This window comes from Thermus thalpophilus (genome assembly GCF_022760915.1).
GTDB classification, from domain to species: Bacteria; Deinococcota; Deinococci; order Deinococcales; family Thermaceae; genus Thermus; species Thermus thalpophilus.
Genome location: NZ_JAKTNS010000035.1, coordinates 1 through 22009, shown reverse-complemented (window position 1 = coordinate 22009; position 22009 = coordinate 1). Strand labels below are relative to the sequence as shown.

General features: G+C 63.5%; 38 protein-coding genes and 1 tRNA gene. 32 read left to right on the top strand and 7 right to left on the bottom strand.

What is annotated here, in order from left to right; translation table 11 throughout:
- Nucleotides 1-98 precede the first annotated feature (98 nt).
- Nucleotides 99-1028: a signal peptide peptidase SppA gene (sppA, locus tag L0D17_RS10975; protein WP_243095277.1), complete on the top strand. Its 930-nt coding sequence runs from the start codon at nucleotides 99-101 to the stop codon at nucleotides 1026-1028.
- The gene (locus tag L0D17_RS10970; protein ID WP_243095275.1) at nucleotides 1022-1441 is read left to right on the top strand and encodes an RDD family protein; all 420 of its coding nucleotides are present in this window, start codon (nucleotides 1022-1024) and stop codon (nucleotides 1439-1441) included. Before sppA ends, L0D17_RS10970 begins: the two co-directional genes overlap by 7 nt.
- Nucleotides 1442-1548: 107 nt before the next feature.
- Here L0D17_RS10970 and L0D17_RS10965 read toward each other — a convergent pair whose 3' ends face one another.
- From L0D17_RS10965 to L0D17_RS13815, 6 genes are all read right to left on the bottom strand, one after another.
- On the bottom strand, nucleotides 1549-2721 hold the full coding sequence (locus L0D17_RS10965) for a tyrosine-type recombinase/integrase (RefSeq protein WP_243095274.1): 1173 nt from the start codon (nucleotides 2719-2721) through the stop codon (nucleotides 1549-1551).
- Between the two features lie 369 nt (nucleotides 2722-3090).
- Complete coding sequence (locus L0D17_RS10960; RefSeq protein ID WP_234557771.1) at nucleotides 3091-3513, bottom strand: hypothetical protein; 423 nt, start codon at nucleotides 3511-3513, stop codon at nucleotides 3091-3093.
- The gene (locus L0D17_RS10955) at nucleotides 3503-3775 is read right to left on the bottom strand and encodes a hypothetical protein (protein WP_243095273.1); all 273 of its coding nucleotides are present in this window, start codon (nucleotides 3773-3775) and stop codon (nucleotides 3503-3505) included. The genes L0D17_RS10960 and L0D17_RS10955 overlap by 11 nt, the downstream gene beginning before the upstream one ends.
- 63 nt (nucleotides 3776-3838) lie before the next feature.
- Nucleotides 3839-4465 carry a hypothetical protein gene (locus tag L0D17_RS10950; RefSeq protein ID WP_243095272.1) on the bottom strand — a complete coding sequence of 209 codons (627 nt, stop codon included), beginning with the start codon at nucleotides 4463-4465 and terminating at the stop codon, nucleotides 3839-3841.
- The gene (locus L0D17_RS10945; RefSeq protein WP_243095270.1) at nucleotides 4462-4851 is read right to left on the bottom strand and encodes a hypothetical protein; all 390 of its coding nucleotides are present in this window, start codon (nucleotides 4849-4851) and stop codon (nucleotides 4462-4464) included. Before L0D17_RS10945 ends, L0D17_RS10950 begins: the two co-directional genes overlap by 4 nt.
- A complete protein-coding gene (locus tag L0D17_RS13815) occupies nucleotides 4851-5531 on the bottom strand; it encodes a LexA family transcriptional regulator (protein WP_341474691.1) in 681 nt (226 codons plus the stop codon). The genes L0D17_RS10945 and L0D17_RS13815 overlap by 1 nt, the downstream gene beginning before the upstream one ends.
- 84 nt (nucleotides 5532-5615) lie before the next feature.
- Here L0D17_RS13815 and L0D17_RS10935 point away from each other — a divergent pair, with 84 nt between their 5' ends.
- From L0D17_RS10935 to L0D17_RS10795, 30 genes are all read left to right on the top strand, one after another.
- The gene (locus L0D17_RS10935; protein WP_341474690.1) at nucleotides 5616-5837 is read left to right on the top strand and encodes a helix-turn-helix domain-containing protein; all 222 of its coding nucleotides are present in this window, start codon (nucleotides 5616-5618) and stop codon (nucleotides 5835-5837) included.
- A 68-nt stretch (nucleotides 5838-5905) separates the two neighbouring features.
- The gene (locus L0D17_RS10930) at nucleotides 5906-6085 is read left to right on the top strand and encodes a hypothetical protein (RefSeq protein WP_243095261.1); all 180 of its coding nucleotides are present in this window, start codon (nucleotides 5906-5908) and stop codon (nucleotides 6083-6085) included.
- On the top strand, nucleotides 6082-6219 hold the full coding sequence (locus tag L0D17_RS10925) for a hypothetical protein (protein ID WP_234557763.1): 138 nt from the start codon (nucleotides 6082-6084) through the stop codon (nucleotides 6217-6219). The genes L0D17_RS10930 and L0D17_RS10925 overlap by 4 nt, the downstream gene beginning before the upstream one ends.
- Nucleotides 6220-6221: 2 nt before the next feature.
- Nucleotides 6222-6509 (top strand): hypothetical protein, encoded by a 288-nt coding sequence (locus L0D17_RS10920; protein ID WP_243095260.1) that lies wholly within the window; start codon nucleotides 6222-6224, stop codon nucleotides 6507-6509.
- Nucleotides 6506-6874 carry a hypothetical protein gene (locus L0D17_RS10915; protein ID WP_243095258.1) on the top strand — a complete coding sequence of 123 codons (369 nt, stop codon included), beginning with the start codon at nucleotides 6506-6508 and terminating at the stop codon, nucleotides 6872-6874. Before L0D17_RS10920 ends, L0D17_RS10915 begins: the two co-directional genes overlap by 4 nt.
- Nucleotides 6871-7077, top strand: a complete 207-nt coding sequence (locus tag L0D17_RS10910) for a hypothetical protein (RefSeq protein ID WP_243095256.1) — start codon at nucleotides 6871-6873, stop codon at nucleotides 7075-7077. Before L0D17_RS10915 ends, L0D17_RS10910 begins: the two co-directional genes overlap by 4 nt.
- Nucleotides 7074-8327, top strand: a complete 1254-nt coding sequence (locus L0D17_RS10905; RefSeq protein WP_243095254.1) for a hypothetical protein — start codon at nucleotides 7074-7076, stop codon at nucleotides 8325-8327. Before L0D17_RS10910 ends, L0D17_RS10905 begins: the two co-directional genes overlap by 4 nt.
- A complete protein-coding gene (locus L0D17_RS10900) occupies nucleotides 8324-8713 on the top strand; it encodes a hypothetical protein (protein ID WP_243095252.1) in 390 nt (129 codons plus the stop codon). Before L0D17_RS10905 ends, L0D17_RS10900 begins: the two co-directional genes overlap by 4 nt.
- A gap of 490 nt (nucleotides 8714-9203) precedes the next feature.
- Nucleotides 9204-9488: a JAB domain-containing protein gene (locus L0D17_RS10895; protein WP_234557756.1), complete on the top strand. Its 285-nt coding sequence runs from the start codon at nucleotides 9204-9206 to the stop codon at nucleotides 9486-9488.
- Nucleotides 9489-9589: 101 nt separating this feature from the next.
- Nucleotides 9590-10144, top strand: coding sequence for a hypothetical protein (locus L0D17_RS10890; RefSeq protein ID WP_243095250.1), 555 nt, complete (start codon nucleotides 9590-9592; stop codon nucleotides 10142-10144).
- Between the two features lie 49 nt (nucleotides 10145-10193).
- Complete coding sequence (locus L0D17_RS10885; protein WP_243095249.1) at nucleotides 10194-10631, top strand: hypothetical protein; 438 nt, start codon at nucleotides 10194-10196, stop codon at nucleotides 10629-10631.
- Between the two features lie 16 nt (nucleotides 10632-10647).
- A complete protein-coding gene (locus L0D17_RS10880) occupies nucleotides 10648-11091 on the top strand; it encodes a hypothetical protein (RefSeq protein WP_243095247.1) in 444 nt (147 codons plus the stop codon).
- Entirely contained in the window at nucleotides 11075-11668 is a 594-nt protein-coding gene (locus tag L0D17_RS10875) for a M23 family metallopeptidase (protein ID WP_243095245.1), read from the top strand. Before L0D17_RS10880 ends, L0D17_RS10875 begins: the two co-directional genes overlap by 17 nt.
- Before the next feature lie 278 nt (nucleotides 11669-11946).
- Nucleotides 11947-12237, top strand: coding sequence for a hypothetical protein (locus L0D17_RS10870; RefSeq protein WP_243095236.1), 291 nt, complete (start codon nucleotides 11947-11949; stop codon nucleotides 12235-12237).
- The gene (locus L0D17_RS10865) at nucleotides 12234-12425 is read left to right on the top strand and encodes a hypothetical protein (RefSeq protein WP_243095234.1); all 192 of its coding nucleotides are present in this window, start codon (nucleotides 12234-12236) and stop codon (nucleotides 12423-12425) included. Before L0D17_RS10870 ends, L0D17_RS10865 begins: the two co-directional genes overlap by 4 nt.
- Nucleotides 12426-13106 (top strand): ATP-binding protein, encoded by a 681-nt coding sequence (locus L0D17_RS10860; protein WP_243095232.1) that lies wholly within the window; start codon nucleotides 12426-12428, stop codon nucleotides 13104-13106.
- Nucleotides 13107-13260: 154 nt separating this feature from the next.
- A complete protein-coding gene (locus L0D17_RS10855; RefSeq protein ID WP_243095230.1) occupies nucleotides 13261-13677 on the top strand; it encodes a hypothetical protein in 417 nt (138 codons plus the stop codon).
- Nucleotides 13678-13687: 10 nt separating this feature from the next.
- Nucleotides 13688-14209: a hypothetical protein gene (locus L0D17_RS10850; RefSeq protein ID WP_243095229.1), complete on the top strand. Its 522-nt coding sequence runs from the start codon at nucleotides 13688-13690 to the stop codon at nucleotides 14207-14209.
- A gap of 9 nt (nucleotides 14210-14218) precedes the next feature.
- Nucleotides 14219-15103, top strand: a complete 885-nt coding sequence (locus L0D17_RS10845) for a hypothetical protein (protein WP_243095228.1) — start codon at nucleotides 14219-14221, stop codon at nucleotides 15101-15103.
- Nucleotides 15104-15114: 11 nt separating this feature from the next.
- Nucleotides 15115-15444, top strand: a complete 330-nt coding sequence (locus L0D17_RS10840; RefSeq protein ID WP_243095227.1) for a hypothetical protein — start codon at nucleotides 15115-15117, stop codon at nucleotides 15442-15444.
- A gap of 3 nt (nucleotides 15445-15447) precedes the next feature.
- A complete protein-coding gene (locus L0D17_RS10835) occupies nucleotides 15448-15711 on the top strand; it encodes a hypothetical protein (RefSeq protein WP_243095219.1) in 264 nt (87 codons plus the stop codon).
- A gap of 371 nt (nucleotides 15712-16082) precedes the next feature.
- Entirely contained in the window at nucleotides 16083-16391 is a 309-nt protein-coding gene (locus tag L0D17_RS10830; RefSeq protein WP_243095217.1) for a hypothetical protein, read from the top strand.
- A complete protein-coding gene (locus L0D17_RS10825) occupies nucleotides 16391-16609 on the top strand; it encodes a hypothetical protein (protein WP_243095215.1) in 219 nt (72 codons plus the stop codon). Before L0D17_RS10830 ends, L0D17_RS10825 begins: the two co-directional genes overlap by 1 nt.
- 563 nt (nucleotides 16610-17172) lie before the next feature.
- Nucleotides 17173-17595 (top strand): hypothetical protein, encoded by a 423-nt coding sequence (locus tag L0D17_RS10820; protein WP_243095213.1) that lies wholly within the window; start codon nucleotides 17173-17175, stop codon nucleotides 17593-17595.
- A complete protein-coding gene (locus L0D17_RS13640) occupies nucleotides 17592-17714 on the top strand; it encodes a hypothetical protein (RefSeq protein WP_279231749.1) in 123 nt (40 codons plus the stop codon). The genes L0D17_RS10820 and L0D17_RS13640 overlap by 4 nt, the downstream gene beginning before the upstream one ends.
- Nucleotides 17715-17883: 169 nt before the next feature.
- Nucleotides 17884-18333 (top strand): hypothetical protein, encoded by a 450-nt coding sequence (locus L0D17_RS10815; RefSeq protein WP_243095211.1) that lies wholly within the window; start codon nucleotides 17884-17886, stop codon nucleotides 18331-18333.
- Complete coding sequence (locus L0D17_RS10810) at nucleotides 18330-19424, top strand: hypothetical protein (protein ID WP_243095281.1); 1095 nt, start codon at nucleotides 18330-18332, stop codon at nucleotides 19422-19424. Before L0D17_RS10815 ends, L0D17_RS10810 begins: the two co-directional genes overlap by 4 nt.
- Before the next feature lie 200 nt (nucleotides 19425-19624).
- Entirely contained in the window at nucleotides 19625-20545 is a 921-nt protein-coding gene (locus L0D17_RS10805; RefSeq protein WP_243095209.1) for a hypothetical protein, read from the top strand.
- A 273-nt stretch (nucleotides 20546-20818) separates the two neighbouring features.
- The gene (locus L0D17_RS10800) at nucleotides 20819-21484 is read left to right on the top strand and encodes a transglycosylase SLT domain-containing protein (RefSeq protein ID WP_243095207.1); all 666 of its coding nucleotides are present in this window, start codon (nucleotides 20819-20821) and stop codon (nucleotides 21482-21484) included.
- Nucleotides 21481-21753, top strand: a complete 273-nt coding sequence (locus L0D17_RS10795; protein ID WP_243095205.1) for a hypothetical protein — start codon at nucleotides 21481-21483, stop codon at nucleotides 21751-21753. The genes L0D17_RS10800 and L0D17_RS10795 overlap by 4 nt, the downstream gene beginning before the upstream one ends.
- 68 nt (nucleotides 21754-21821) lie before the next feature.
- Here the strand turns inward: L0D17_RS10795 and L0D17_RS10790 are convergent.
- Nucleotides 21822-21898, bottom strand: a tRNA-Ile gene (locus tag L0D17_RS10790).
- Between the last annotated feature and the right edge of the window lie 111 nt (nucleotides 21899-22009).

The following is a 22009-nucleotide window of genomic DNA, read 5'->3' as shown; positions in this document are numbered from 1 at the left end:
TGCCCATCAGGAGAGAGATATACACCCGTCCTCCTGACCTTTGCAAGGCAAGCCCTCCTGCCGTTGCCTTCCGATGAGGGGTGTGTTTAACTAAGACCATGAACAAGAAGCGCTGGATAGCGCTTTTCCTCTTCCTGGGAGTCGTGGCCCTGGTGGTGGTGGGCCTAGGCCGCCTGAGCCCCCGAGGGGCGGAAAGGGCATGGCGGGAAGTCCCCCTATACGGCCAAGGGGAGAAGGTCCTCCTCCTGGAGCTCAAGGGAAGCATCCCCACGGGTAAGGCCCTCGAGGACTTCCTCTCCCAAGTCCGCCAAGCCCGGGAAGACGAAACCGTCCGGGCCGTGGTCCTCCTGGTGGATAGCCCCGGGGGCGGGGTCACGGAAACCGAGGCCATCCACCGGGCCCTAAAGGCTCTGGCGGAAGCCAGACCCTTGGTAGCGGCCTTCGGCAGCGTGGCGGCAAGCGGCGGCTACTACGCCGCCACCGCTGCCCGGGAGATCTTCACCCCGCCCACCGCCCTCACGGGCTCCATCGGGGTCATCTCCGTCATCCCTGAGGTAAGCGGTCTTCTGGAAAAACTAGGGGTTAGGGTGGAGGTCCTGAAAGAGGGCACCTTAAAGGACATGGCCTCCGGGCTCAGGCCCCTCACGCCGGAGGAAAAGGGGGTGCTCGAGGCCTACATGGGGGAGGCCTACGAACTCTTCCTCAGACGGGTGGCCGAGGGAAGAAACCTTCCCCTGGAAAGGGTGCGGGCCCTGGCGGATGGCCGCATCTACTCGGGCAAGCAAGCGGTGGCCCTGGGCCTCGCGGACTGGGAGGGCTACCTGGAGAACGCTGCCCAAAGGGCGGCGGAGCTCGCTGGCCTCAGCGCTTTCCGGCTCGTGCGGTATGAAAAGCCTAAGGGTCTTCTCCAGGAGCTCATTGGCGAGGAAAACCCCCTTGGCCTGAGCGAGGCGGAAGCGCTCCTTGGCCTCCTCTCGCAAAGCCGCTTTCGCCTGGAATACCGCTATCTGGGAGGTGGGCTATGGTAGTGGCGAGCCCCTGGCGGCGGCTTGTGGCTTCCCTGCTGGACAGCCTGATCCTCGTACCCCTTTCCCTCCTCCTCATGGCCCTAGCGGGGGTAAACCCCTTGGGCCCCACCACCCTGACCCAGGACCTCCTCTTCCAGTGGCTTCCCGGTTGGGCCTACTACGTGGCCTTCACCGCCCTTTATGGGGCCACCCCAGGGAAGATGCTCTTGGGGATAAAGGTGGTGCGGCTGGACGGAAAGCCGGTGGACTGGCTCACCGCCTTCATGCGGGAGGTGGTGGGCAAGACCCTTTCCACCCTGCCCCTTCTCCTCGGCTACCTCTGGGCCTTCTTCCACCCCAAGCGCCAAGCCTGGCACGACCTCATCGCCGACACCCTGGTGATCCGGGTGGAAAAGCGTAACCCCGGGCCCTAGGGCCCGGGGTCTTTGTGGTGGGCGATGGTGGACTTGAACCACCGACCTCACGCTTATCAGCACTAAAAGGTCGAGAGGCAAGCAAAGGCAAGCGTGGCCAATCTCCCTTACTGGAGGGCCTTTTTTCGCCCAGCTTTGGAGGCAGATCGATCCCGTTTGTTGCGGTTCTGAAGGTGTAGCAAGGTGTCGAGGGGAAGGGCCGCCACCTTGAGGTCTTCGTCCATAAGCTGCTGGTAGACCTGGAGGGTGAGCTTCACGTCCTTATGCCGCAGGCGGGCGGCCACCACCTTCGGCGGGAGGCCGGCCCGGAGGGCCAGGGAGGTGTACGTGTGCCGCAGGCCGTGAAGGTTGAGGGGGCTCACCCCTGCTTTGGCCTGGAGATCGTGAAAGGTGCGCATCACGTTGCGGTACTGGAGGGGCGTCCCCCGGCGGGAGGGGAAGATGAGGCCGTGTTCCTCCCAATCATCCCCAGCCTGGGCCTTCTCCTCTTCAAGGCGGGTCTGCCAATCCGCCAGGAGGGCCTGGGTATCGGGGTCGAGGTAGAGATAGCCGTGGGAGTTCGCCGTCTTGGGAGGCCCCAGCGTCCCATCCCGGCGGAGGGTGTAGCGTACCCAGAGGCGTTCCCCTTCCCAGTCTTCCCAGCGGAGGGCCAGGGCCTCCCCGATCCGCAGGCCGGTGGCCAGCATGAGGGCAAAGAGGGGAAAGAGGCGGTGATCCCTGGAGGCCTCCAGGAAGCGGGCCACTTCCTCGGGGCTCCACGCTTTGGCGGGGCGCACGGTCCCACCTTCGGGTGGGTCTACAGCATCCATGGGGTTGGTGGGGATAAGGTCGGCCCGCACCGCGTCCCGGAGGGCAGCCCGCAGGAACTGGTGAATGTGGCGCCGGTGGGAAGGGGAAAGGTGGGCCAAGCCCTGAAACAGGGCGCGAAGCTGCAGGGCGGTGAGGCGAGAAAGGGGGGTGTGGAGGATAGGGTCCAGGTGGCCCAAGTAGACCCGGTAGTTGCGCACGGTGGTGGGCCGGAGGCCCTTGCGGGTAGTGCGTTCCTCGATCCAGTGGAGAAGCCAGTCCCCCAGCTTCAGCTTGCCCGCGTCCGGGATGGTGCCTGTCCAGGCCTGGGGGAGAAGGCGGGCCAGCTTTTCCGCCACCTCCTGGCGGGTGCGTCCATAGACCCATCGTTTGACCTGACGGCCATCGGGGCGGCGGCCCAGGGTGACAAAGCCTGCCCAGCGCCCGTCCTTGCGGCGGAAGATGGAGCCCTCTCCCCTACCCCGGCGGTTCATGGCGTGATCTTTGGTTCAAAGAAGCCCCTAAGGCGGTTGTGGGCTTGTCGGCAGCGGTAAAGCTGGGCCGAAGAGGGATGCACGCAATAATACCGAGCATCTTCGCTAGCCCAGCGAAGCTCCTTGAAAAGCTGGCGTAGTTCCCTTTGCACCTTGGCTCGTTCTAGCAGACGATCGGCCTCTTCGTGGCTTGAGATGGAAGAAACTTTGAGGTGCTTCTTCAGGTAGGCCCTAACCCAATGAGCGGTAGCGTAAAAGCGCACCGTCACTTCCCAGTCCGAAGGCAAAGATGATCCATTGAGAAGGGCTTCGTTGTGAAGAGCTTGCTCCCGGTGCTGCAAGAAACCGGGCTCCGGGGGAGTCACGCGCTTAGACGACATCCTTTGGGGGTACGAAATAGACAAAGAAGGGGATGCCCAGCCGATCGCTCAGGGCAAGAACCTCCGCTCCGATTTCTAAGGTGAGGTCAATATTTTGATAAACGTCGAGCGGCACTTCTACGTAGATAGCGTAGTCCCCCCCTTCAAGGCTCTTCCGCCAACCCAAAACCTTGCCCCTGCCATAAAGCCGATCCCGAAGAAGGCGTTGGGTGAGCTTGATGCCTTCCTGGAGAGCAGCCTCCGGATTAGGGGCTAGGCTAATCATCTCTAAAGGGTACCTCACTTCTACGGGTACGTTGGTGAGGATCTTCGCCCTGGCCTCTTTAGGTTTGAGCAGAAGTTCACCCCGGAAGCTTTTGGTCAAAAGGCTTTGTCGCTCGGGTTCGAATCTGGCAAGCATTTTAGCCCTCATTGCCTTCCTCCCCCGCAAACCGCAAGAGGGTTTCCCCTAAAAGCCGGGCCTGCGTTTTGGTTAGGGCAAAGGAGCCCATCCCCACTTCAGAGATCAGCCCGGTTGTGATGTCTGTGGGGATCCCCGAGAAGAAGGTGATGACGGCCACTTGCCCCTCATAGACGTTCACGGCAAGGCTGGTAACGAAGATGGGGGCTATGCGGTACAGGTCTGCCTGGCGTTGAACCGGGGGCTGGGGTTGGTCAAGGTTGGGATCAGGCATGGAGGCCTCCTCACTGCTTCTGCGCATCCCATTGCAGGTAGGCGTTGACCATCTGGCCTTCTCCTAAAACCGAATCGGGACACTAGGTGTGCAGTGATAAGCACCGCATACGCGCACGCGAATGGTTAGTTGCAACGTTCCGCCGGGTCGGGCATGTTGTCTTTGGGCATTCAGCAAAGGTATGAACAAGACTGATTGAGAAGTTTCCTGAATAGAAACCGGCACGCCAGTATAAACTGCAGCTGCCGTTGCGTCCATGTAGTTTGCGGCCTTGTTGTAGTCAAACCACCTTTGTAAAGCGGGTATCGCGGCTTCGCGAAAAGGCCTTAGAACCCTAAACACCTCCACTCTTCTTTGTCCGCATTGGATCGGGGCTACATAGCGCCAGGGCCCTTCAATCCCCTCAACCACTTGCCAATAGGGTTCGCTACCAGGGGTATACCAGTAGCTGAGCGTAACTTCGTATTCTACTTGGTAAGCATCCACGGCGCCGGTTGGAGGAAGAACGGTCAAAACACAGGTGTTTAGCCCCTCGGCAAGCCCTTTTTGGAGCCGTTCGTTCACGCAGGCGGCCGAAACTACCGGGCGCGCAAGGTACACCTGAAACAAGGGGTCATCAGCGGAACCGGATTGGGCGTTTGCAAGGGCAAGAAGGAAGCTGATGTACAAGAGAAGAATCTTTTTCTTCATTGGCCCCTCCACAGCAAGAGCTTTTCAAGCAAGCTGTAGAGGTTTTTGTAAATCCCGGGACCCTCTAGACTAAGAGCTTCACCGCCAGTGTGGTAAATCCGCAGGCTAGCTGGTCGGTAAAAAACAAAAGCAAAAATGGACGCTACACCCAAACCTCCCACAATAAGCGCTAGCGTGGCATCAAACAAAACACGCCAAGCGCCCAAAGCTGCAACTAGAAGCAAAAGTCCAGAAAAGAAAAGGCTCCAATATACACCAACAGTGAGGGTAAATCCGGCTATAGCACCCTTATGAAGTGCAACACGGGTGTCTGGCGTATCCAAGATCAGCCAGGAAGATGTCATGTCGATCTTAACTTCGCTAGCGTTATAGCGAAGCTTGATCATTACTTCACCTCCCGGATGCTGATCTTGCGGTAAACCTCCCCCAGCACGTTCACCTCGTCTGGCTCCAGGACGGGGCCCGCGGGGTTGTCGGAGACGAAGACCCAACCCCTCTTAGTCTTCCTGGCCCGCTTGATGGTGATGCCGTCCCCCAGGATTTCCAGGGCGAAGACCTTCCCGGGGCGGAGGTCCCGGAGGTTTTGGTCCACCAGGACCAGGTCCCCGTCCCTGAGCCCATCGTCGTCCCCGGTGTCCATGCTGTCTCCTTCCACGCGAATGAGCATGGAGCCCGGGCGGACAAACTCCTTGGGCACGGGCAGGACCCCGGCCTCGGGCCAAGGGCGGCCCGCGGTCCCTGAGGCCACCACGGTAAGCCAGACCACGTCTTCCCGCGGTTCCCCCGAGGGGCGGTAGACCAAGGGCACCTCGAGGCCCGTGGCCTGGGCAAACTCTTCAGGGGTCCAGCGAAGGGCGCTAAGAAGGGCCAAGAACTTTTCTGCGCCAAGTTTTAACGGGTGGACTCTGCCAACTTCCAAGTCGGACACGGTTTTTTGAGAGATGGCGTCTTGTGTTGCTGCCTCAATATCTTCCTGAGTCAGGCCTAAAGCTTGACGTCTCGCCTTGATTGCCTGACCCCAACTAGGCTTCTCAAGGAGGGTTTCTGCTCCTCTCTTGACTGCCACATCACTAAAATAGACCGCCACGCATTGTAGTGTTACCCGTTAGTCGCTACCGATACTTGACTAAACCTTGAGCTTCGGGCTAAAATGGCGCTCAAGATGAAGCTGTTAACTAGCCGAGAAGTGGCAGCCCTGCTTAAGAAGAGTGTGCTTTGGGTTAGGAGAGAAATCCGCTCTGGGCGCTTAAAGGCGGTTAAGGTTGGACGAGAGTGGAGGGTGCTAGAGAAGGATCTTGCTCTTTTTTTGGGTCTGGATACCGATGTATCGGTACTGATATCTCAGTCATCAAAAGGGGAGAATCATGCCTAAGCCTGAAGTGCTCTTCGGTCTCTCGTCCGCGGTGCGGCTCTTTGTCGTCACGCTCAAGGAGGTGCACCGTGGTTGAGTTGCTGGCCGCCTACCTTCTGGCGGCCATTTTCCTTTACGCCTTGCTGGCCCATTACGTCCGGGCCCGCTACGGGGAGCCCGGCCCCTTCCTGGTGGTCCTCATGGCCCTGGGGGCCGGGCTCCTGGCGGTGGCCCTGGCGGTGGTGGTGGCGGTGGGAGGTGGAAGGTGAACCGGGAAGACCAGGCTTGGCCTCCAAAAGACACCTGGCTTTGGCGCTGGGGGCTGGACCTCCTTGGAGGCCTCCTTTTGGGCCTCATCTTGGGCCTGGCCCTTATGTTCGCTCGGGTGCCGGAGGGGTGGTAGCCATGCGGCTTTTGCGGCTCAAGGACGTGTCCGAGCGCTACGGCATCCCCATCCACATCCTGCGGGATGCCACGAAGGCGGTGCCTACCGATCCTCGGCATCTGCCCCACGTGGTCCTGAACCGCAAGGGCACGGTGGCCACCCGGGAGGAGTGGGTGGAGGAGTGGCTTGAGCGCATGCGCTCCGATGCGGAAGTGCGCCGGGTGCAGGTGGTGGAGTGGAGGGACAGCAAGGACTTGAAGCGGTTGGTGAAGGAAGGCCCGGAGAAGCGAGCGGGAGGTGCGCGGTGAAGGAGCTTCAGAGGTACGAAAGGGCATTGCAGATAGCCTTAGACCGGCTGGGCGCAATAGCGTATGCCGGTCAGACGCAGCTTCAGGACGTCTACCGCCTGGTGAACACCATTGAGGACCTGGAACGCCAGGCTGGCATCCAGCACGTGCGGGTGCGGTCTACAGCCAAAGGCAAGGAGGAAGAGTCCCTGGCCCGCTTGGAGGCCCTGGGGTACGAGGTTCGCATCTACCCCGACATCGGCCCCAGGGACGGGGAAGTGGGCTGGATCGCCGTGGCCTTTTACGAGGGTCACGTGGTGGCCTACGGCTTCGGGGACACCCGGGAGGACGCCCTGCGGGACTTGGTGGGGGAGGTGGGGGCATGAAGCGCCAAAAGCTCAAGGCGCTGAAGGAGATGGCCCGGTTGCGGTTCGCCAACCTGCAGGTGTACCAGGACCCTGACGGCCCCGGATGGATCGCCCACGGCATGCACCGCGAGCAACGCACCCTCTGGACGGTTAGGGGCCGCACAGAACGGGAGGCCCTGGAAGCCCTGCTGGGCATGACCCAGGTGGAGGTGCCCTCATGACCCTCCCCCCCGACCTGCCCGAGGACATCCGGGCCCAGGTGGAGGCCCTGGCCAGCAAAAACCCCCGCTTCGCCGAGGCGGTCCTCTCCGCCTGGCGGGCCAAGCGGGAGCGGGAGGCCAAGGAGGGCCAGCCTAGGGAGGCCTCCCCCAATACTTCCACGGAGAATAGCGGCTCTAAAACCGCCGATAAGGCCCCTCGGGAAGAAGAGGGGTACCCAAGTAGCCCCCCCTCCCCTGCCCCGGCCTCAGAGGGGCCTTCCAGGCCCGCCCTGGCGGAAACCGACTGGAAGGAGGTGCGCCGCTTTGAGTGGCAGGACCTCCTGGCCAAGGCCGAGGCAGAGTTGGCCCGCTGGGGCCACTGGAAGCTCCTGGGTCCCCTGGCCCCCATGGTCCGCCTCCTGGTAGCCCACGCCATCCGCCTCGGGGCCCGCCAGGACCCGAGCCGGGAGGCCCACGTCTTCCTAGCCCAATGGGAGCTGGCGGCCATGTTGGGGGTGTCCGAGCGCACGGTGGAGCGCTGGCTCCACGACCCCCGGTACGAGCGCTACCGCCAGGCGGCCCGCATGTGGATCGCTTGGGAAACCTGGTACACGGACGGGGAGGCCCTCGAGAAGGCCCACGCTGTCCGAGGGGGCACCCTATGGCGGGTCCGGGTGCGGCCCGTCTTCCGCGATAGGGGCCTGAAGGTCCTGGCCCCCTACCTGCGCTTCCCTTGGCGGGACCTGAAGGAAGACAAGGCCAAGGGCAAAACCGCAAGGATCCTGAGCGCCCCCGACTCAATGTCGGGATATAAAGAGGGTCTTCTTCTAGGACAGGGAGTAACCCTCCAAGGGGTAGTAGGTGCGCCGTTAGCCACCCTGGTTCAAAAACAAAACCCGTTACTTCCCTTATATCCCGACACTGCCCGGAACCTGCGGGCCCTCCTTCGGGCGGCCAGCATCCCAAAGGGCCGCGAGGGCAGGCGGCGGTGGGCCCAGGACGTGGCCACGGCCATTAGCGCCGCCCTGGGGGATGCCAAAAGCTGGCGCTTCTGGCTCCGGGTGGTCTGGGCGGCCCTGAAGGCAGTCCTCTTCGGCGGGGGGGAAGGGGCCTTCATGGTCCTGGCCCGGGTGGTCTACATGGCCCAGGAGGCCAAGGCAGACAGCTTCGCCCGTAGCCCAGGAGCCTACGCCCAAGGCCTCCTCCGGCGGGAGGGGTACTGGGACCTGGTCAATCCCTTCCGGGCCTTCAAGGTGGGGGTGGTGGCATGAGGCTGGATCGGGTGAACCTGCAGGCGGTTTCGGACATCCTGCGGGCCATGGTGAAGGAGGCGTTGGGGGAGCCGGGTAGGCCGGTCAGGCTTTCCCTGCCCACGAGCCCATCGGACGGGGTACAGATCTTTCTGAAGGCCGTGGGCGAGGACCTCTTCCTCGCCATCCGCCGCCCTGGCGGCAAAGAGGATCCCCGGGAGATTTTGGCCCTGGCCCGGGCCATGGGCCTGGTGATCCAAGGGGAGCCCTACCACGCCAAGGGCAAGCAAATGCGCCCCGGCTTCCTAGGCCGGAGGAGCTACCTGGTGGCCCGGTGCAGGCTGGATCCTGCGGTGTGGGGGGAGAAGAGAGGGGAGGCGGCAAATGGCCAAGGACAGGCGGCGTAAGCCACCGGAGGAAAGGCGGGTTATGCTTGGCCCCAGCCTAATGTCGGAGGTACCATGACCCGAAACACCGCCCTTAGCCTGGTCATCCTGGCCGCCATTGGGCTTTACTTCCTGGCCCAGATGCGCCCCGAAGATGCGCCCCGGCCTTCCGCCCCGGAGGTGCATAGCGGCGGAGTGAGCCCGGGGACGCAAATCGCCGCTTCGGAGGAGCAGGGCGCACCCAAGATCGTCCCGGATCTCTGCCGCGCACGAATCACGTGGCTGACGCGCGGAGGTGAAGAGGTGCGTTTTGCTTACGAAGGTGAAGCCGAAGCTTTACGTGCGCGGTGGCCCTCCGGGCAGTACCTAGCCCGTATAAACGACGTCTGCACCGGCACGGAGTGCCGCTTGGTGTTGCCGCGGCCCGCCCTCTGGAAGGTGCAGATCGCACTAGATGCCTGCTCGTGGGTAGAAGTGCCTTGACACCTAGAAGCGTGCTATGATGCGGGTGATGGTGCTCAAAAAAGGCCGCCCCTCAAAGCGCCTGGTGGAGCTGGCTAGCCGCAAGCGCGATCCCATCCGCCCTGAAAGCATGTCCTTAGCTGAACTCCTTTACTCCCTGCTGGGCAACCAACGGGCGGCGGAGGCCATTGCGGAGGCGCTAAACGGAGACATCCGCAACATCCACAACTGGGACGTGAGGGACTTGGAGGCCCTTCCCGGCGTAGGCCAGGGCACGGTGGGCAAGTTGGTGGCCCTGGTGGAAATCATCCGCAGGCTCGTGCAGAAGCGGTAATCTCCGAAACGCATCTCCGGCACGCACCTCCCATACGCTTCTCCGCCCCGCACCTTCGGGGCGGGCTTTTTACAGCCCTTTCGCCCGTCCAGGATGGGGACATGGCCGAGTACCAACGGGTGCCCGTGGGCAAGGACACCCCCTTGAAGCCGGGGAAGCTTTACGAGCTGGTCCTGGCCCACAAGGGCGGGGATATCTCCCGCGTGACCCGTTCAGGCCTGGAGAAAGCCCTCCAGCAGCGGTATGGCCCTGGAGTGCGGGTGCTGGACTGGGGCAAGCGGGGGGCTGACCTGGTCATCCGCCTCAAGGTTGAGGCCTCCACGCAACAAACTTCCACACCCCCGGCCTATGGGGGCGGCGGGTGTAGCTCCACGTGGTGCCCCCAGCCCATGGTCTGGTATGGGGACGCGGGGGAGTACGTCTACCCCGCGGTGCTTCCCCTGGTGCTCACCGCGGCGGCGGTGGTTGCGGTGCTCTACCTGGTGTGGCGGATTGTCTCCGAGTTGAAGGAGGCGGTGGAGCTGGTGCCCGCCCCTGCACGGGGCATCGCCGTGGCGGGGGCGGGGATAGGTGCTGGCGCCATGGGCCTGGCCGCCTTGGGCGTGGTGGCCTTGGCCCTGGTGGGCGGCGGAAGGAGGAGGAGAAGGTATGCCTAAGCGGAAGAAGAGCAGGAAGAAGAAGGCCAAACGCTCCCGGAGGTAGGCCATGCTGAAGCTCCGCTTGCCTGAGGAGCTTTTGGGAGAGAAGGCCGTTTTGGAAGGCTCAGAAGCGTCCCCAAGCCAGGAAGTGCGGGCCATCCCCTTGGAAAACCCCTTGGACCCCGTTCTGGAGGAGGCCGTGGAGTCCCAGCCCATGGTGGGAGGGGGGGTATCCGCGGGATCCAGGGAGGCCTTCGGCAACCCACAGGAGGGGGGTAAACCCGTCCAGGAGCAAACTTCACCTCTGGCGGCTACACCCCCCGCCAAGAAAACCCCCCTGGGGTTCCTGGCGGCCCTGGGGGCCGGGATGGCGGTGCTCCTGGGGGTGGCCTTGGGCATGAAGGGAGGAGGGAGTGGAAGCGGTAGCGGAACCCACGCCGGAGCAGGGCATGCCTCCGGGGCCGGCAACCCCGGGGGCACCCTCGGCCCCAGACTCTGGGAGTGAGCCGAACTTTCGGTCCTTGGACGACACGGAGGTTTCCGGGGAGCCCGGCTTCGAGGACCTCCCCCCGGCCCCGGTGGTGGAGCCCGTCATCCCCTTTACGGGGGAGGAGCTGGCCAACGGCACAGCCATGCTCCTCATGCTGGGGCTCAGGCTCCAGTCCCCCGAGGAAGTGGAGGCCTTCAAAGGTGCCTTTCAGGCCACGACCTTCCTTCCCCCGGCCCAGGTGCTGGACATGCTCAAGGTGGGGGAGGCCCTGGCCGCCTACGGGATCGGCAAAAACCGCCTCCCGGGCATGGGCCGGGCGGAAAACCTGCCCCCCTGGGTGCGGGTAGCCCTGGGCGGGGTGGTGCTGGCCGCGGCGGCTTACGGAGGTGTGCGTGCAGCTATGGAAGTTCGTGCTAGCCGCGCTGGGCCTGCTGGGCCTGGCGGGGCTGGGGAGGTGGATGGTGGGGGAGCCTGAGGTGCCCCGCTCGGGGCGGTACTACTGGCCCATGAACCCCAGGAAGGCGCGCCCCGACGTGCGCTTCCTGGACCCCCAGTACTACCAGGGGGTGAAGGGTGCGGATGGGAGGTGGTTGGTGCCCCCTGGGTACTGGCACACAGGCATTGACCTGAACGGACCCGGAGGGGGGGATACAGACTGCGGCCAGCCCGTGCACGCCGTAACGGATGGGTACGTGGTCTTCGCGGGCCGCCTGCCCGTGTGGGGCGGGGTAGTGGTCCTGCGCCATCCCCATGCGGGGGTGTGGACCCGGTACGGGCACTTGCGAGACATAAGGGTGGGCCTCCGGCAGGTGGTGCAGGCGGGGGAGGTCATCGGCACCGTGGGCAAGATGACCACGGGGGGCTTCTGCCATCTGCACTTCGACGTCTTCCACCGCCAACCCCCGGCCAGCGAGGGCCTGTGGGGCTTTTTCCCCCGCGGGGGAGAGGAGGCCAAGCAGAAGGTGCTCACCTACTGCGTAGACCCCGAGGCCTTCCTGGCCAAGCAGGCTCAGGCGGGACGGCTCTTTGATCCGCCAGCGTGGAGGGCGTAATGGCTATGGTACGGCGCCAACAGATTTGCCGTGTCGTGTACCGAGACGCCAAAGGGCGCTTCGTTCGCCCCCCAGAGCGGCCCGCCAAGGTAAAGCTTCAGCCCGTACCGCAGGGTGTACGGGTCCACAAGGGCGGCGAGGTAGTGGCAATCACAGAAACACCCTTTGGCGTACGGGTGCGGTTTGTGCCCGATGCTAAAACTCGCCAGCTTATCCGTGAAGCCCGGGAAAAAGGGGATCGCCAAACCCTGCGCCAGATCAAGGAGTGGGAACGAGAGGTGAAGCGCCTGGCGGCGGAAGATTACCTGAGGGCAAAGCGGGCCAAGGAATGGTCTGCCCGGATGGAGGAAGCCAAAAGGAGCTACGACGCCAGCAAGGGGGGAAAAGCCGCGGCGGCCAATAGGCGGAAAATCACGGAGCTGGCCTCGCGCTTTCGAGAGGAAAGTACGGCTACCCTTATCGGGCGCTACCAGGTTAGGGGAGGAGATCCGTTGGAAAAGAGGGCGATTGCTAAGGTCTTGAAGGAGCGAGGCATTGAGGTTGCTATGGAAAGGAGGCGAAAGCGGTGACGGAGTTTGTCAAAGCAAATGCTTTCCCCCTGGCCGTGTTGGCTGGGGGGCTCTACCTGGGCTTAGGCCGGGCGAAGAACTTGCGGGAAGGCAAGGGCTGCCCCAAGTGTGAAACCGCCCAGGCGGTGGTGGCCTTTGCCCTGGCGGCTTGGGCCGGGTGGGAGCTGTGGAAGGCGTATCAGTCCTAAATGGGCGGTAGGCAGACCTTCCGCATCCTCATCATCGGTAAGTCGGGCTCGGGCAAAAGCACCCTGGCCCGAGAGATCGTGCGGGCTATGGAGGGCCGCTTCCGCCGCCTGGTGATCGTCAACCGCAAGACCGAGTTCTGGGAGCTAGCCGAGGGGCGCTTCCGGGTGGGGGAAGAGGGGGACCCCAAGGCCGCGCTGAAGCACTACGCCCGGGTGCACTTCCACGTGACGGGCTACGACCCCAGGCCCTTCCTAGACGCCCTGGGTCAGGAGATTATGCGCCTGAAGGATGTCCTCCTGGTGGTGGATGAGGCCCACCAGTTCTTCCCCCGGGGGCAGGTACCCAAGGGCCTCTTCGAGGTGCTGACGGGGGGACGGGAAGCCGGCCATAACGTCATCTTCATAACCCAGATGATGAGAGGAGCGGTGGGGGGCATTGACCCTGGGGTGCGCCGCCAGGCCAGCCATCTCGTGGCCTTCCGGGTGTCTGAGCCCAACGAGGTGCAGGCGGTGGCGGAGATGTTCCCTGAACTGGGGGAGCGGGTGGCCGGGCTCAAGCGCCCCGAAGGAGGCCTGCCTCCCGAGTACGGCGTGAAGGACCTGGACCGGGACCGGGCCGGTCTGGTCCTGCGGGACCCCAGGGACCCCAGGCGGCGGGTGTATGTTCCTGTAGCGTCCTAGTCGCCTTTTCTCCGAGGCGGAGGTGCGCCGCGCACCTCCGCCTCGCACCTTGGTTCGTCCCGCATCTCCGCCATGGACCTCCCGCTGAGCGCTTCGGCGCGCCCTTTTTCTAGCCCCAGTGAGCCGCCCACCATGGCCCTCGTAAGGAGGGCGAATGGCGGATACGGCGGCAATCGCGGCGCAGGATATGCGCAAGCTGGCCCAGACCTCCAACCCGTTGGAGGTCGTGCAGAACCCCATTGTGGTCTCGGTGAGCTTGGGGGTATTGGGGGCCTATCTAGCCCGGAAGAGCCTCTATACCTCCCGGAGGGACCTCTTCGGGTGGGCGGCCAAGGGGCCGGATGGGCGCATCCACTACTACCAGGTAGGCCCTGACGGCAAACCCGTTACCACCAAAGAGGTCAGCAACGCCTACACCAACCGCATCTTGCTGAACCTCGGCGGGGTGATCCTGGGCTCCTTGCTTATCAACAACAAGCTGACCGAAGACCCGATGGTGGACTACATCGGCTTGGGCGTGGCGGCAGGTTCCTTTGCGAACCTCATCATGGCGATTTTGAACATCGACTAAGGAGGAAAAGATGCAGGAGGCGTTCAATCGGATCAAGGCACTTCGGCCTGGGGCGCGGCCCGTGACCATCCTGCGGTCTGGCCCCGAGTTTCAGACCTACAGCGGCACGCAGCGGGTGAAGGTGGGCGAGTTCGTGGTGCCCGCGGGGGCTGCCTGGGTGGTGCCCAACCCCGTGCCCATCATCCTCAAGCTTTACGACACCGCAGGCAACCAGCTTCCCCACACCACGGATGTCTTCTTCGCCAAGCGCACCAAGGGCTTTGACTTCCCCGAGTTCCTCATCAAGGCCCAGTACGCCAGCTACTACGACCTCACTGAAGCCCAGCTCAGGGATGCGAAGTTTTACCAGAACATCCTGCAGACCGCGTCCCCCCTGCGGGCCCCCACGCCCCCCACGGGTTTGGTCTTCCGGGAAGGGGACACGCTGGAGGTTTACGTGGAGGCTCCCGTGGGCGTCACGGTGAACCTCAACGATCCCAGGACCCGTATCGAGCTCCCGGTGGGCGTGGACAACTCCAACCCCACCCTGTGAGGAGGTGCCATGAGCTTCCTTGAACGGATCCGTCAGGGCGTGGGCCAGGCCTTCGGACGGGGCTTGGACGCCTTCCGCGGGGATATGCCCCGGGCGGAACCCGCCCAGGCTCCCGTAGCCCCTCCCCCGCCTCCCCCGGCGGCGGTGCAGGTGGGGGGCTGGGGCTTCGCTTGGATCGACAACGAGGACTTCGACGCCACGGGTCTGGCTTACCGGCCCAACGAGTACTTCCCTGTGGCCCAAATGCGCACCCCGGAAACCGCCCACTTCCGCATCGTGGCCCAGGAACGGCGCCTGCGCATCTACATCAAGGGGTTGAAGGTTTTTGGGGGGCAGAACCTGGCTTCGCCCCAGAACCGCACCGTGACGGTGAGCGGGTTGGTGGAAACCCCGCAGGCCAAGCCCACCCTGCCCAGCCTCTATCACCCCGAGGTGGCCGTGTGGGCCAAGGTGGGCGGGGTCTGGCAGCAGTGCCCTATTGTGAGCGTTAACTACGCCACAGGGCAGATCACCTTTGTGGAGCCTGCTGGGGTGACCGGTTCGGAAGACATCGAAGTCTACTACGTCCACGGGGACGGCCAGTTCCGCCTTCGGGTGGCCCGGGACGCGGGCGGGGTGGACGATAGCGCCGCCACCGTCTTCAACCAGTCCTTTGCCACCATGCACGCCATTGACCAGAACAACCTGGAGACCATGATCGCCTGGCCCCAGCAGGTGGAGCTGGTGCCTGGAACCCGCTTGGTCCTGGAGGTCTTCACGCAGAACACGCCCATCGTCTGGAACAACCGGGCCGGGCACTACATCCAGATTGCCGCCATGGGGCGGCGCATCGAGGTGCTGGACAAGGGGCGCTTGCAGCGCTTGGCGGAGCTGGAAGCCCGCGGTGGGCTGTGAGGGGGTGAAGGATGGGGGAGTTCAGCATCACCAACACCTACCTCAATCCCACCGGGGGCTACACTCCCCTGCCTGCCAGCTTGAGTGCTCCTGGTCCTGATGATCCCATTTGGCTTCAGTTGCTGTACGGAGCCCGCCAGATTGGTTCTGTCCTCGATCCCTACATCTTCACGGAACAAGAGCGGGCTCAGATGGAGCTGGAACGCTTGCGCCTGGAGGCAGAACGGGAGAAGGCCCGCCAAGCCAGCATCCAGGTCCAGCCCACTATCCCTGTTTGGGTGTGGGCTTTAGTGGGAGCAGGGGTAGTGGTGGCGGTTTTCTTTCTGTTCAACCGGGAGTAAGCGATGGAGATCGTGGCGGCCATCGGGGCGGGTTTGGGGGCTCTTGGAGGCGTGATTGACGACCTCATCTTTACCGATGAGGAGCGCCAGGCCCTGGAAGCCCAAAAGGCGGCGGCCCAGGCCCAAATGGAAGCGGCGAGGCTGGCCCAGGAGCGGGCCATGCTCGAGGCCGCCGCTAAAGCCCGCCAAGCCCAAGCCATTACGGTGGCCGCCTTTACCCTGGGGGCCGCCATCGTGGTGGCGGCTCTGGTTTGGAGGACAGCATGAATAGCAATACCCTTCTGGCCGTGGCTGCGGTGGGGGCGGTGGGTGTAGGCGGGCTCATCGCTTGGAGGCTCACGGATCCAAACCGCCAGCGGGTGCCGTACGCCCCGGCCCAGCCGGTAGTGCCTCCTGGGGCGCAAACCGTTCAGCCTCCCGCCATGCAGCCCGCCCAGCCCGCACCGTCTGTCCCAGCGTTGCCTGCCCCTGGCACGGGGGTGTATCCCACCCCTGCGCCTGCTCCTACCCCCGTACCTTCGCCCGTACCTGCTCCTACCCCCGCACCCACACCCACCATCACCAAAGGGCAGCTTTGCGCTGACCTAAAAGCGCAGCTGCAGAAAGTTCAGTCCTTGGCGGAGGATGTGCAGAAGAAAATGGACGCGCTGGTGGCCAAGGGTTCCAGCGCCGACACCAACTGCTGGAGCTACGCCAAGCGGGAAGCGTGCGGCATCTTCGACATCTGTAGCCCGGCCCTTTGGGGTAACTTCAACGCCTGCATGGACTATGTGAAGGGATTAGGCCCTAGACCGGGGAACCTGTTCAACTACGCCGATGCGCAAGCTGTGGATGCGGCGGCCAAGGAGTACGCCAAGCTCAAACAAGAACTCGACCTTTACCAAGGCCAAATCGACGGCCTAAGGAAGCAGCTCCAGCAGCTGGCCGTGGAGGGGGTGGTCTGCTAGTGGAGTGGAAGGACCTTCTGGACTCCGGCCTGGCCGTGGCGGCCTTCGCCGCCTTTCTACGGATGGTGTTCGTGGACATCACCGAAATGAAGGCCCGCCTGGCCCGGATGGAGGAAGGCCAGCGGGAGCAGACCCACCTCCTCAACCGCCTGGCCAACGTCACGGAGGCCCTGGCCTACCGCCAGGGGGTCCGCTTGAGGAAGGAAAAGGAGGCCTGAATGGACGGCAAGACCTTGCTCTTGGTACTCATCGGCGGTGGGGTAGCCGCATACTTGGCTTACTCCCTGGCCAAGGGGGGCAGCACGGCTAGCCCGGGTGGTGCGGGCTCGGATGAAGCTGGTGATCAAGCCGCGCCGCCTGCGGTAGTGGACACCATGCCCAGCCCCTACGGCTGGGGGTTGGGCAGCCTGAGTGACGACGCGCTGTGTCGGGTGGCCCCCAGCCTTTGCTCCTGGTTTAACCCAACGTTTGTGCCTCGCCCCGCGCCCGGGCAGCTGGTCTGGTAGGAGGGAGGGATGAAGGCCTTCTGGGTAGCGGCAGCTATGGCGGGGGGAGCCCTCCTAGGAGTGTGGTGGGCCCGAAGGGGAAAGGTGGCCTCCCCTGCCCCATCCAACACCCCTAGCTCTGACGGGGGCACGGTGCGCTGGGAAGACCGTTCTTCCGGTTACTCCGAAACCACGATGTGCCCCCAGGTGATCGCCACTTGCAAGGACGGATCCGTGGCCCCCACGCCCTGCGATTGCGCTAGCCGGGGCGGTGTAGCCGGCTTCGGAGGTGCGCTGTGAGCTGGACAGATCTTGTCCCCCCCGCAAGCGTTTGGGGAGCATGGGCGCTGCAGGCCCTGGTGGCCCTGGGTGCGGTGGCCCTCCTGGCAGGCCTTCTGGTGCGCCTGGTGGGTGGCATCCCCGTGGTGGGGCCTGTGCTGGCAGGGCTCATCCGCATGCTGGCGTCCAACTACGAGCGCTGGCTTGCGGAAAGGGTTCCCCGGTTGGCGGAGCAGGCCGTGTTAGCGGTGGAGGAGCGCTACCGCAAAAGCGACCTCCCGCCCCAGGAGCGGGCCGCCCGCAAGCTGGAGGAGGCCATTAGCACCCTTCAAGAGCTAGCCCCCGGGCTTAGCCGAACCATTGCAGAGCGGCAGATCGAGGCCGCCCTGGCCCGGATCCGGGCCATGGGCATGGAGCAGAAGTCAGGAGGTGGGAGATGAACTTCCAGGATGGCGTGCAGCTGGGTGCCGGCTTCGTGGTGGGAGCCCTCTTGGTGTGGATTGGTCTGGCCCTCATCCTGGCCCTCATCGGGGCGCTTTTGGGCGTCAAGAAGGAGTAGCTGTGGAGGAAAGAACCTTCTGGCAGTCCTACAAGCAGGGGTTGGGGGTGGGCCTCGGGCTTCTCACCATCTATCTGATAGCCCTCATCCTGATCGGGGCCTTTGTGGTGCGCTCCGCGCTTGAAAATCTGGGCGCGCCCAGCCAGAGTTTACCTAAAGGAGGTGGTGCATGCTCAACCTCTTGGGTTTGAAGCAGGAGGATTTGGCCAACCTTCCCGGACGCCTGCAAGAGGCCTTGGCCGCCCTTCGGGAGGATATGGCCTGCCTGAAGGACCAGCTGGGCGCGGTGCAGCGAACCCTGGAGTACGAGTTTGGCCGGCCCCGGCGGGACCTGCAGGGCCACGATCCGGCCCGCATGCCCCTCATTGCCCAGGTGCAGGTGGAAGGGGAAACCCGCCGCATCGATGTGACAGGCCTTCTTGGTAAACCTGCTACCAGGGGGCACATCGTCAACATTGGGGACACCAAGGCCCGGCTCTGGTTTACCTTCGGCCCCCAGCGGGTGGGGCCCTACATCCTTCTGCCCGCGGCGGCGGTGGAGTTGAGCTTTGCGCTGGAGGTGCTGGAAGTTTCGGACGCGGGAGAGGGGCCCGCTTCCGTGCAGTTCCTCTTCCAATGACGGCCAAGGCCAAAAGCTACAAGCGTGGCAGGACCTATGCTCCCGAGGTTCGCCTTGCCCCGGGACCTCGGGCCATGGGGGATACGGGGGATGGCAGCTACACCACCCTTTTCGGCTACGCATGGGCGGCGGTGCTGGACCGGGTGGAGCGCCGCTTCCGCCTCTTCCAGGCCCAGGTGCCTGGGGAAGGTCCGTGGGCCCTTAACGATTCCCGTGGGCCCGAGGTGGCCGTGTGGGTAGAAGTGGAGGCGCCTCCCCTCCCCCACCCCGTGGAGGAAGTTGTCCACATGGGCCTGGCCTTTGACCAGGCCGCACGCCATGTGGTGGTCTACGAGCGCCAAGGAGAAGTCTGGATCCGCCAGTGGGATCCCGTTAGCCAGAGCTACGTGATGCGGGGCCCCTTCCCAGGGGTAGACCCCGTGGTCCTAAACGATGCTGTGGTGGGCTACTTCCCTCCCGATTCGGACGTTCTGGTCTGGCATCTGACCCCAGATCGCATGAGCCTGGTCCAGCGGGTGCAGAGGCACCTCTACGCTATCGCCCACGTGGTACAGACTTTCGCGGAGCCTGTGGTCTTGGACCAGGCGGTCGCCTTACCCTACCAGATAGAACTCTTGGGGAGCCTAGTTAGCGCTCTAGACGCCACCGGCTACGCTCTTAGGTCCGAGCTGTACCCGGTGTACGTGCACGACACTATTGGGCAAGCTGCGTTGGTCCCGCCCTCCGAAGGCGCCTACATCCCTGTCGTCATCGTGCAGGACCTTCGCACGGACCTACTAGGCACGGCCACGCTGAGCGCTCCTACAACGGGGACATACATTCCCATCGTTATTGTCCTCAACATGGAAGATGCCTTAGGCCAGGCCCAGCTTGCCGCACCCACTACGGGGGCCTATGTGCCCGTGGTTCTGATCTTTGACCCTGGCACGGACGCCTTAGGCACCGCCAGTCTTGCTGCCCCTACTACTGGCAGCTACGCCCTTGTAGTCATTGTCGTGGACACCACCACTCGGCCGGGCTACACAAGCCCGGATGTCCTAGGCACGGCTACTCTGAGCGCCCCCACCACGGGGGCCTACGAACCTGCATGAGGAGGTATGAGATGTTGTGGAAGCCTGACAATGCTGGCAAGGTAATCCCGGTGGTGCGTGTGCGCCCACTTCTCCCGCCGCCGCCGCAAGCGGGCGTGCGGCTCCAGCCTCAACACTTGCACTGGCAGCTGGGGCGCTATGTTGAAGACCTGTCCTTTGGACCAGGCGGGCGTGGTAAACGGCGGCGCTGGGTAGTGGACATGGAAGCTGAGCAGCATAACCTAATCCTGGACCAGGCGTACGACAGCCTCATAGCCCAAAGCGGCTTCCTGGGATTGAGCAACTTTGCCGTGGTGGGGACAGGGTCAACTCCCCCCAGCCCGACGCAAACCGGCTTGGTAAGCGAAGTCGCTAGGGTACAAAGGGACAGCAGCAACAACAACGGCACCTATAGCCTGGGCACCGTACAAGACGGGGTGTATGACATCCAGCGGGTGCGGGAGTTCACAGAAGGCGAGGTTGGCAACAGAAACTTGACCGAGTGGGGGTTCAGTCCTTCGTCTGCGCCGGGCAATAATCTAGCAGTCAGAGAACTTTTCCGCGACGGCAATGGAAACCCCATCGTAATCACCCCAGCAGCTGACCAGCGGCTGAGGCTCATCTACAAAATGCGCATCGCCCTTTCTCCCATCACCCCCACAGCAGTTTCCATTAACATTGCAGGCATTGGAACTTACACCGGGCTGTTCACTCTCAACAGAGCAACAGACCCCAACTATGGATACCAGATGTGGTTCAACGACCGAGCGGATTTGGGGCTCCTAGACCACTTTGCTAGGGCAGATACCGGATTGAGCGTCTACAATCACCCAACCGTGTATGCGTTTACACCGGACTATACCACATATAGAGGCCCCGGCAACTGGGGTTCGCAATCCAACTTGTACTACTGGACCTTTCAGGCGTACGTGGCAAACAGCCGCCAAAGGAAAACCAACCCCGTAACGTACGTTCCGGCTGACTTCAACACGACCTTGTACGGTTTTTGCCTATGGATACCGGCGGGTGGAGGCTGGTATGCGGCAGCTGCCCAGTTCGTTCTGGACAGCGGGCAGCAAATAACAAAAACCAACCTCTACAAGCTCACCATCGGCGAATGGACACTTACCTGGGGGCCGTGATGATCCCAGTAGGATGGAACGCCCGCAGCTTGCAGATGCCTCCACAGCGCACAGTGCCCGTGCTGGAAGGCGGCATCTTTCCGTTAGCTCGCCGGGGCGGGCGGCATGTGCCGGGTTCGGAGGCCAAGGGTGGTATCGCACGCTACTGGGACCTGCAGGCATTCGTCTGGTACCACGCGGGAGGCATGTTGACCTTAAACCGCGGCATGAAGCGGATTCGGCGCACGGCCAGGGGGGTGGAAGACGTTGCGCACCGGAGGGGCTAACTGGGGCGTGCTGGTCCTGGGGGTGGTGGCCGCCTGGCTCGTCCTTCGGCCCCGCCCTGCTTCCCAGTCTGCCCCTAAGCCCTCCCCTACCCCGATCACGTGCCCGTACCAGCCAGCAAGCGGCCTGTCCAAGAGCTACCAAGAGCTCATCTACCGCATCCACGAGCGCATCCGCGAAGTGCGGCCCAACCTGGGGACATGCATCCCCTCCGCGGGAACCCCCTGCACCATGGTGCTGGCCTCGGTCCTGGCCACTTCCACCAATTACGGCATACCGCCAGACATCGCCACCGCGCTCGCCTGGCAGGAAAGCGGCTTCGGCCTATACCTGGAAACCGACCGCATCCGTGCGGCCTTGGCCAAGGGGCGGTGCACCGCCGCGGCGGGAACCGAGATCGGCCCCCTACAGGTGAAGCCCGCAGCGTTCTGTCAGGTAAACCAGGACCCGCAGAAGCTCCTCGGTATGGACATGACCGGGCGCATCTGGTACGCGGTAGGGGCGGGCTTGGCGTATCTGGAGTGGCTTAGGGGGCAGTTCCCTGGAGCCTCGTGGTACGAGCTCCTCCAGGCCTACAACGTGGGCCCCACCGCTTTCCACCAGGGGAAGCGGAACCCGAAGTACGCGTGCGCCGTCATTAACCGGGCCAACCTCTACACGGAGCTAAAGGTATGAGGGACCTTCCTTGGGGCATCCTGCTCATGTTTGCGACACTAGCTGTCGCCTTTGCGCTCGCGGGCCTTTGGTGGTGGCTGCTCTTTTTGGGCGGGCTGGTCCTCTGGCTTGGGGTGGTGGAGCTGTGGGCCGTTCGCCGCACGGGGCTCACCATCTCGGGCCAGTTTTTGGCTTGGGCGCGGAAGCATCCCTGGTGGGCAGGGGTCATGGCCGCCCTCCTAGGCGGGGGGGTGGGTTATTTGGTGTACCACCTAACAACAGGCTATTAGGTGTCGTGTAGGTGTCAAAAGGTCATCCCCGGGGCTTTCGCAACCCCGGGGATTTGCCTTTCTCATCGTGGTGGGCGATGGTGGACTTGAACCACCGACCTCACGCTTATCAGGCGTGCGCTCTGACCAGCTGAGCTAATCGCCCCCGCACGCAACGTTTAGCTTAGCCAGGAATACCTCGGACGTCAAGACCTTCTGCAGCAGGACTTTACCCACATCTCCGTTTCGTGGTAAATCTCCCCTTGCGGGCGCAGCC

What these genes read in the sequence shown, in the direction of transcription:
- L0D17_RS10955 (WP_243095273.1), bottom strand. Translation starts at nt 3,775, where the DNA reads ATGCCTGATCCCAACCTTGACCAACCCCAGCCCCCGGTTCAACGCCAG.
- L0D17_RS10945 (WP_243095270.1), bottom strand. Translation starts at nt 4,851, where the DNA reads ATGATCAAGCTTCGCTATAACGCTAGCGAAGTTAAGATCGACATGACA.
- L0D17_RS10965 (WP_243095274.1), bottom strand. Translation starts at nt 2,721, where the DNA reads ATGAACCGCCGGGGTAGGGGAGAGGGCTCCATCTTCCGCCGCAAGGAC.
- L0D17_RS10890 (WP_243095250.1), top strand. Translation starts at nt 9,590, where the DNA reads ATGGCCGAGTACCAACGGGTGCCCGTGGGCAAGGACACCCCCTTGAAG.
- L0D17_RS10840 (WP_243095227.1), top strand. Translation starts at nt 15,115, where the DNA reads ATGGGGGAGTTCAGCATCACCAACACCTACCTCAATCCCACCGGGGGC.
- L0D17_RS10875 (WP_243095245.1), top strand. Translation starts at nt 11,075, where the DNA reads ATGGTGGGGGAGCCTGAGGTGCCCCGCTCGGGGCGGTACTACTGGCCC.
- L0D17_RS10815 (WP_243095211.1), top strand. Translation starts at nt 17,884, where the DNA reads ATGCTCAACCTCTTGGGTTTGAAGCAGGAGGATTTGGCCAACCTTCCC.
- L0D17_RS10830 (WP_243095217.1), top strand. Translation starts at nt 16,083, where the DNA reads ATGGACGCGCTGGTGGCCAAGGGTTCCAGCGCCGACACCAACTGCTGG.
- L0D17_RS10970 (WP_243095275.1), top strand. Translation starts at nt 1,022, where the DNA reads ATGGTAGTGGCGAGCCCCTGGCGGCGGCTTGTGGCTTCCCTGCTGGAC.
- L0D17_RS10850 (WP_243095229.1), top strand. Translation starts at nt 13,688, where the DNA reads ATGCAGGAGGCGTTCAATCGGATCAAGGCACTTCGGCCTGGGGCGCGG.
- L0D17_RS10920 (WP_243095260.1), top strand. Translation starts at nt 6,222, where the DNA reads ATGCGGCTTTTGCGGCTCAAGGACGTGTCCGAGCGCTACGGCATCCCC.
- L0D17_RS13640 (WP_279231749.1), top strand. Translation starts at nt 17,592, where the DNA reads ATGAACTTCCAGGATGGCGTGCAGCTGGGTGCCGGCTTCGTGGTGGGA.
- L0D17_RS10950 (WP_243095272.1), bottom strand. Translation starts at nt 4,465, where the DNA reads ATGAAGAAAAAGATTCTTCTCTTGTACATCAGCTTCCTTCTTGCCCTT.
- L0D17_RS10935 (WP_341474690.1), top strand. Translation starts at nt 5,616, where the DNA reads ATGGCGCTCAAGATGAAGCTGTTAACTAGCCGAGAAGTGGCAGCCCTG.
- L0D17_RS10835 (WP_243095219.1), top strand. Translation starts at nt 15,448, where the DNA reads ATGGAGATCGTGGCGGCCATCGGGGCGGGTTTGGGGGCTCTTGGAGGC.
- L0D17_RS10910 (WP_243095256.1), top strand. Translation starts at nt 6,871, where the DNA reads ATGAAGCGCCAAAAGCTCAAGGCGCTGAAGGAGATGGCCCGGTTGCGG.
- L0D17_RS10905 (WP_243095254.1), top strand. Translation starts at nt 7,074, where the DNA reads ATGACCCTCCCCCCCGACCTGCCCGAGGACATCCGGGCCCAGGTGGAG.
- L0D17_RS10795 (WP_243095205.1), top strand. Translation starts at nt 21,481, where the DNA reads ATGAGGGACCTTCCTTGGGGCATCCTGCTCATGTTTGCGACACTAGCT.
- L0D17_RS10810 (WP_243095281.1), top strand. Translation starts at nt 18,330, where the DNA reads ATGACGGCCAAGGCCAAAAGCTACAAGCGTGGCAGGACCTATGCTCCC.
- L0D17_RS10860 (WP_243095232.1), top strand. Translation starts at nt 12,426, where the DNA reads ATGGGCGGTAGGCAGACCTTCCGCATCCTCATCATCGGTAAGTCGGGC.
- L0D17_RS10855 (WP_243095230.1), top strand. Translation starts at nt 13,261, where the DNA reads ATGGCGGATACGGCGGCAATCGCGGCGCAGGATATGCGCAAGCTGGCC.
- L0D17_RS10895 (WP_234557756.1), top strand. Translation starts at nt 9,204, where the DNA reads ATGGTGCTCAAAAAAGGCCGCCCCTCAAAGCGCCTGGTGGAGCTGGCT.
- sppA (WP_243095277.1), top strand. Translation starts at nt 99, where the DNA reads ATGAACAAGAAGCGCTGGATAGCGCTTTTCCTCTTCCTGGGAGTCGTG.
- L0D17_RS10900 (WP_243095252.1), top strand. Translation starts at nt 8,324, where the DNA reads ATGAGGCTGGATCGGGTGAACCTGCAGGCGGTTTCGGACATCCTGCGG.
- L0D17_RS10885 (WP_243095249.1), top strand. Translation starts at nt 10,194, where the DNA reads ATGCTGAAGCTCCGCTTGCCTGAGGAGCTTTTGGGAGAGAAGGCCGTT.
- L0D17_RS10845 (WP_243095228.1), top strand. Translation starts at nt 14,219, where the DNA reads ATGAGCTTCCTTGAACGGATCCGTCAGGGCGTGGGCCAGGCCTTCGGA.
- L0D17_RS10960 (WP_234557771.1), bottom strand. Translation starts at nt 3,513, where the DNA reads ATGAGGGCTAAAATGCTTGCCAGATTCGAACCCGAGCGACAAAGCCTT.
- L0D17_RS10805 (WP_243095209.1), top strand. Translation starts at nt 19,625, where the DNA reads ATGGAAGCTGAGCAGCATAACCTAATCCTGGACCAGGCGTACGACAGC.